Here is a 6745-nt window from a genome sequence, read left to right on the forward strand (position 1 = left end):
TTTATAAACAGGTGGTGGGGGGGGGGGGGCTCGTTTTTGATTGCTTTTTATTTAAACAACACTAAAATAGTTAGCCTTGCTAACTAAATGCCATTCTTGATTAGGTGAGTATGCTGAACCAGAATTTAGAAAAGATTGAGCGCTTCGCCTCTAAGATATGGCGAACTCAGGTAAATGAAGATCCTATTTGCCAATTGAGCTTCAATGAGTATGACTATTTGAAGGTCATTCAATCTTCTCCTGAACCGATTCGATTGACTGATCTTGCGATTGAGATGCAGGTGACCAAGCCTTCAGCAACCACTATGGTTCAGAGACTAGAGAGAAAGGGGCTTGTTGAGCGTAAAGCTTCGCTCGAAGATGCGAGGTCTAAGTTGGTCGTATTGACCAGCAAAGCTGAAGTCGGCTTAGAAGAAGAAAGTAAGATCTATCAGGTCATGGCACAGATATTGGAAAGTCGTTTGTCTGAGCAAGAGTCTCAGCAGCTAAACCTATTATTAAATAAAGCTTTGAAGTAAATAATTTAGATATTTAGTTAGCCTTGTTAACTAATTTTTCGAGTCATATCTTGTTGATATGCGACTCACAGATGAAAGTAGAGTAAGAAATGAGTAACTCAATTAGTCGTCAGTTTTGGCGATACACAATCCCTACTGTGGCTGCCATGTTGGTTAATGGCCTTTACCAAGTGGTGGATGGCATCTTCATTGGCCGCTATGTGGGGGCTGATGGACTTGCAGGTATCAATGTTGCGTGGCCTGTGATTGGTTCGATTCTCGGTATTGGTATGTTGGTGGGTGTAGGTACAGGTGCGCTTGTCTCGATTCGCCAAGGTGAAAAAGATACTCAAGGCGCTAAGGAGATCTTAGCAACAGGTTTAACCTTGTTGTTGGCGATAACACCTATTGTTTCTGCATTGCTGTTTTTGTTTGCTGATAACTTCTTGCTTTGGCAGGGCGCAGAAGGGAGAGTGTATGAACTTGGCCTACAATACTTACACATTCTGATTGGCGCGAGTGTCTTCACGCTAGGTTCGATCGCGATGCCGTTTTTACTGCGTAACGATGACAGCCCGAACTTGGCCACCATACTGATGATTGTCGGTGCGGTGATCAATATAGCTCTGGATTATCTGTTTATTGCTCAGCTTGGTTGGGAGTTGAAGGGTGCTGCATTGGCAACCGCGATTGCTCAGTTTGTAGTAACAGGTTTGGGGTTAGCTTACTTCTTCTCACGTCGAGCAAACCTGCGCTTGCGTTGGAATGAACTGAGACTGAAGCTTGATGTGATTCCACAAATCTTTGCCATTGGTACATCAAGCTTCTTTATGTACGCTTACGGTTCGATGATGGTTGCGCTGCACAATGCGTTGTTCTCTCAATATGGCGACCAGTTGATGATTGGTGCTTACGCGATTTTGGGCTACATAGTGACGGTTTATTATCTCACGGCTGAAGGTATCGCCAACGGCATGCAACCATTGGTGAGTTATAACCATGGTGCGCGTAACCAAGCGAATATCCGTAAGCTACTTAAGATTGCGATGATGAGTTCGGTATTGATTGGTGTGGCGTTCGTGCTGCTTCTGAACGCGTTCCCACGAGAGTTTGTGTCAGTCTTTAACTCAGATGAACCTCAGCTAGTTGAGTACACCGTGTTGGGTATTCGATTGCACATGTTTGCACTGGCGCTTGATGGCTTCTTAGTGGTAGCGGGTGCTTACTATCAGGCGGTCAACAAAGGCAGTAAAGCGATGTTTGTCATGCTAGGTAATATGCTTATCCAGTTACCTTTCTTGTACATTATGCCTAAGTTGTACGGTGTGCCGGGGATCTGGGTTGCGTACCCACTGTCTAATATTGCGCTAAGCGTGGTGGTGATGGTGATGCTCTACAAAGATGTAAAGAAGCTCGATGTCTCACCGATGAATACAGCGGCGGCATAGGTCGTATTTCTTAAGTAGAATTAAAAAGGTCTAGCGAATGCTAGACCTTTTTGTCTCTGTGGCTGATGGGTTTAACTCTAGAAACTAGATGTTTTTAACGTCTAAACCCGCAAGCTGATGCCAGTAGCCATTGCACTGGCGGCTTTCAATCTTCATTGGTTTTTGACCTTGCTCGTTCGCTCTGAAGTTATTGATTTCAGAGAAAGTGTCGATACCCAATGGACTCAGGCGAACGACATCGACCAAGTCATGCATGCTCGGTAGATCATTGACTAGGTTGTAGCAGTAACCTGATTGCGTCTGGATACCATTAAGGTTAAATACCGATTGGCCTTCTTGGCTTTCGACCTGTAGACCTGTTGGGTATTTGATGCAGCAGGTTTCGCAATCGTCTTTGGCTTTGTTCTCTGCTCGGGCTGTAAAGCAACGTGCAGAGTAAGCAAGAGGTAAGTAGCCATGGCTAAACACTTCTACTTCGAACTTATTACGAATATTAAGCTCTTCGCACTGTTTCATTACGTTGCTTAGCCACTCGCGAGAAAGCTCAACGGGCATACACCAACGCGTCATACCTTGTTTCAAGAACAGGTTCAGAGTGCGTGCATTGTAGGTGTTCACCGCAGGGCCAACAACAAAAGGCACCTTACTTTCACTTGCCAGTTGAATCGCAGATACATCATTGGCTTCAATGGCGAAGTCACCGTTATCAATGTACTTCTTCATGATGTTGACTTCGCTTGGGGCTTCTAGCAATGCCATGGTTGAAAGTACCACTTGCTTACCTGAATCAGACAGCTCTTTTGCTATGTCCATCCAGTGTTTTGCTTTCATCTCACGGCGCTTTGAGCACACCGCTTCACCGAGGTAGATGATGTCGGCAGAGCTTGATTTTGCTTGCTCATAGAAGCTTTCAACATCTTGTTTTGGCCAAAAATAAAGTAGAGGGCCTAATGCGTATTTCATTGAGTTCTCCATTTGGCTCTATTGCCATTTACGGTGGTAAGCGCCAAGCGTGGTTTGTGTACCTTCAGATACATTCGCCAGTGTCGCATTCCAAGCTTGTTCCACTTGGTATTGTTCAGGGTTCGCTAAGTAGCGATCGATGGCTGCGCGCCAAGTGCGAGTGACTTGCTCGACATAAGCAGGGCTACGTTGGCGACCTTCAATCTTCACAGAAGCAACATTCGCGGCGAAAAGCTCAGGCAACATAGATAGTGTGTTAAGGCTAGTTGGCTCTTCAAGTGCGTGATAACGCTTTCGCTCACCATCTACTTCTGCTTCAAATCGGCCTTTACATAGCGTTGGGTAACCTGCGTTCTCACCTGCTTCATACTTGTCGATAAGGATTTCGTTCAAGCGAGATTCAAGTCCGCCATCCGTTTCTTGCCAGCGAACGTATTTTGCTGGAGAACATGCCCCAACCGTATTTGGCGATTCACCCGTCATGTATGAAGAGAGGTAGCAACGGCCTTCTGCCATGATACATAAGCTACCAAAAGCGAATACTTCGAGGTCAACGTCAGAAGTGATGTTACGAGAAAGCTGTTTGACCTGATGGATCGACAATACGCGCGGCAATACCACACGCTTAACGTTGAAATTTTTATGATAGAAGTCGATAGCGGCTGCATTGGTCGCAGATGCTTGTACTGATAAGTGCAGCTCTAGTTCTGGATATTTATTTGCAGCGTACTCGAGCACCGCAATGTCAGCGATGATCAGCGCATCAACGCCTAGTGCGGCGGCGTTATCTACAGCGTTAGTCCAGCGTTCGAAGCCGTTTGGGTGAGCAAAAGTATTTAAGGCAACGTGAATTTTCTTGTTGCGGTCATGCACATACTGCACAGCACGATCGAGCTTTTTACCCGCAAAGTTAAGTCCTGCGAAGTGTCGGGCATTCGTATCGTCTTTGAATCCGATATAGACAGCATCCGCACCGCAATCAATAGCGGTTTTCAAAGCAGGTAAGTTACCCGCTGGGCATAAGAGTTCCATTTGCTCACTACCAATAGAATAAAATTGAAGCGAGTATTTTATGAAGAATTATGAATGACGGAATTGATGTAAGGCAGGTTTAGATGGATAAATCTGCTTTTACCCCATTTGAGGTACTGACGAATGGCGAATTTACGCTTTAGCTTGGTGTTGGAGGGCGTGTTTAATTAATTCTTGTGACGACGGTTTTGGGCGAACAGTTCTTCAACCTCTTGTTTTGGTTGAGGGCGATAGAAGTGGAAACCTTGAATTGAACCACAGTTGAGGTTAGACAGCAGGGTTGCTTGCTCACTGGTTTCGACACCCTCTGCAACCACGGTTAAATCGAGAGATTTCCCAAGGTTGATGATGTTTTCAATTACGGTAATTTGCTTTGGTAAGGTATCGATATCTGAGATAAAAGCCCGGTCAATTTTAAGCTCATCAATCGGAAAGCGAGCAAGGTAAGATAGAGAAGAGTAACCCGTACCAAAGTCATCGATGGATAACGCAAAGCCAAGTCTCTTAATCGCGTTCAGCATTTGAAGCGTGTGCTCACTATCACTCATTACGGCACTTTCTGTAAGCTCAAAGGTAATCGCACTTGGATCTAGCTCAGTAGAACGCAGCAACTTCTCCATGAAATCAATCAATTTTGGATTACCAAACTGCTCTGGTGAAAGGTTGATCGCGACGCGACCAGGTAAAATACCTTGCATCTTCCAACGTTTCACCGTGGCAAATACTTCGCGCATTACCACACGACCAAGTTGTTCAATAAGGCCAGCTCGTTCCGCTACAGGAATAAATGCGGCAGGGCTAATATAACCTTCTACGGGGTGTTTCCAACGTACCAGAGCTTCTGCTCCGTTAATGGTGAAGTCACGCGCATTTACTTTTGGTTGGTACCAAACCTCAAGCCCGTTCTGTTGCAGTGCTTTTTGCAGTTCTATCTCAAGCCACAGTCGCATTCGCGCTTCTTTGTTCATCTGTTCGTTGAACTTGATCAGGCGGTTGCGTCCACGATCCTTAGCTTCATACATTGCGGTGTCAGCATTCTGTAGCAAGATACGTGCGTCACTGCCATCGTGAGGAAAGCTCACACTACCAATCGAGCAGGCTAAACGCTTGCTAAAATGGTGGAGATCGAAGGGTTGGTTGATCAGAGATATGATCTTTTCAGAGAGTATTTCAGGTGTTCGTGGGTGTTCAGGCTCAGGTAGAATAATACCAAATTCATCACCGCCTAAATGGCCAATAATAGCTTGACGAGGCAGTTGTCGTTTTAAGCGAGATGCGACCTCTTTAATCACTTTATCACCGATGTGGTGGCCAAGTGAGTCATTGATATTTTTGAAGTTATCGATGTCTAAGTAGAGCATCACAACAGGGGTCTTGTTGTGAATGAACTGCTCAAGGCTTTTGGTAAACCCAAGTCGGTTGTAGAGCTTAGTCAGTGTATCGATGTAGGCATCTTCACTGTTAGCGGGGGTGTATTGTTTTGTTGTTTCTTGAGCGTCTTGAATAAGTACGAGTTGGGTACTGCTTCCAAGAATGACCGTCGAGTCGATATTTAACTGAACTTTACGTTCAAAGCCACATCGAGCACCCGTTAAACAAACCAAGCCAGACTCAGAAATAATGGAGCTGAGGTCATTATTAAAGACTGTTTTGGTTTGTTCATCGATAAATAATCGGCCTAACTCTTCGCCAATCAATTCTGTGGTGGAGTTAAAACCAAGTAAGCGCGCAGCTGCAGGGTTCGAAGACAGAATGTAGTCGTTTTCAACTAATAGCAATCCGTCTGGGAGCAGGTGAGATAGCTTGTGGAATTTCGCTTCAGACTCTTCTAAAGAACGGACAAGTACTTGGTTTTCAGATGTATCGAAGGCGTGAAAGATGATGTATTCAGTCTTTTTACCATTGGTAAGCGGAGATAGGCTGAAATGAAGGCTAGTGTCTAAAGCCGTTTCGTTTAGGGTGATTTCGGCCTCAATCGTTTCGCCATTGAATGCACGCTCATAGTAAGGCTTTAGGTGTTGATAGAATTGCTCGCCCAAGGTTTGGCGGTCATTCATGCCTACAAGCTCTGTTTTACTTAAACCAGCAATATCACAGTAACGCTCATTCACCATAAAATAGTTATGTTGAGCATCAAGTACCGCAAAAAAGAACGGGCTGTTTGCAGTAAGCTGTGTAAACCAATGTTGTAGTTGCTGGGGAGGCATCAAAGTACTACCAATTCTCCAAGAGCTTGAATATTCACTATCGATAAACATTGATTGCTTTTTGTTCAGCTATCGATGTTTACTTGTGAGTGCAGCGATTCGCTGTGATTTTCATGACCAGAGTTACTATAACTGTGATTATCAATATATTAAAGGTCGAGCATCAAACTGAATTAATTTGATACATAACAGTAACTGAGATCTCAACATCATCTATGATGCTTTCTATATTATTGACAAAGTTACGGATAAGTCACGTGATAAACAAGATACGCACTCAACTAGTTCAAAATGCCGCATCAATTTTGCGATCTCCAGTCCAGTTATTACCAAAATCAGTACAAAAAAAAGCCTTATTAGAAGCATTGAAAAATGTATTCAAGGAGGCTTTAGAGGATGGTGATTTTGAGTTCTTAGAAGACAAGTGGCTTAAAGTTTCAATAAAAGATATGGGGTTAAGTTGGTGTATTAGCTACAAAAATGAGCAACTAGTTGTCGCTGATAAAGAGGTCAATGAAGATGTGAGTTTTAGTGGCAATCTAAATGATCTCGTGTTGATTGCTGGGCGAAAAGAAGACCCAGATACGCTTTTCTTCCA

The 6745-nt window shown here is 44.2% G+C and carries 6 protein-coding genes; 3 read left to right on the forward strand and 3 right to left on the reverse strand.

The genetic code is table 11. The features are described from left to right. Positions 1-110: 110 nt before the first annotated feature. Entirely contained in the window at positions 111-518 is a 408-nt protein-coding gene (locus tag AB4653_RS18995) for a MarR family winged helix-turn-helix transcriptional regulator (RefSeq protein WP_009847536.1), read from the forward strand. An 89-nt stretch (positions 519-607) separates the two neighbouring features. After that, complete coding sequence (locus AB4653_RS19000) at positions 608-1945, forward strand: MATE family efflux transporter (RefSeq protein WP_009847535.1); 1338 nt, start codon at positions 608-610, stop codon at positions 1943-1945. Between the two features lie 84 nt (positions 1946-2029). On the opposite strand, the gene AB4653_RS19005 is transcribed toward AB4653_RS19000, so the two are convergent. The 3 genes from AB4653_RS19005 to AB4653_RS19015 form a co-directional block, all read right to left on the reverse strand. Beyond that, positions 2030-2908: a U32 family peptidase gene (locus AB4653_RS19005; RefSeq protein WP_009847534.1), complete on the reverse strand. Its 879-nt coding sequence runs from the start codon at positions 2906-2908 to the stop codon at positions 2030-2032. Positions 2909-2926: 18 nt separating this feature from the next. Continuing rightward, positions 2927-3940: a peptidase U32 family protein gene (locus AB4653_RS19010; RefSeq protein ID WP_009847533.1), complete on the reverse strand. Its 1014-nt coding sequence runs from the start codon at positions 3938-3940 to the stop codon at positions 2927-2929. A gap of 167 nt (positions 3941-4107) precedes the next feature. Next, positions 4108-6147 carry a bifunctional diguanylate cyclase/phosphodiesterase gene (locus tag AB4653_RS19015; RefSeq protein WP_009847532.1) on the reverse strand — a complete coding sequence of 680 codons (2040 nt, stop codon included), beginning with the start codon at positions 6145-6147 and terminating at the stop codon, positions 4108-4110. 257 nt (positions 6148-6404) lie between these two features. Here AB4653_RS19015 and AB4653_RS19020 point away from each other — a divergent pair. Then, on the forward strand, positions 6405-6745 hold a 341-nt coding region (locus AB4653_RS19020), incomplete at its 3' end, for an SCP2 domain-containing protein (RefSeq protein WP_372105007.1).

The organism is Vibrio sp. 10N.222.48.A3 (genome assembly GCF_041475345.1).
Classification (GTDB): domain Bacteria; phylum Pseudomonadota; class Gammaproteobacteria; order Enterobacterales; family Vibrionaceae; genus Vibrio; species Vibrio tasmaniensis_A.

Excerpts from the sequence above, each read along its gene's own strand:
- AB4653_RS18995 (WP_009847536.1), top strand. The coding sequence starts at position 111 with ATGCTGAACCAGAATTTAGAAAAGATTGAGCGCTTCGCCTCTAAGATA.
- AB4653_RS19000 (WP_009847535.1), top strand. The coding sequence starts at position 608 with ATGAGTAACTCAATTAGTCGTCAGTTTTGGCGATACACAATCCCTACT.
- AB4653_RS19005 (WP_009847534.1), bottom strand. The coding sequence starts at position 2,908 with ATGAAATACGCATTAGGCCCTCTACTTTATTTTTGGCCAAAACAAGAT.
- AB4653_RS19010 (WP_009847533.1), bottom strand. The coding sequence starts at position 3,940 with ATGGAACTCTTATGCCCAGCGGGTAACTTACCTGCTTTGAAAACCGCT.
- AB4653_RS19015 (WP_009847532.1), bottom strand. The coding sequence starts at position 6,147 with ATGCCTCCCCAGCAACTACAACATTGGTTTACACAGCTTACTGCAAAC.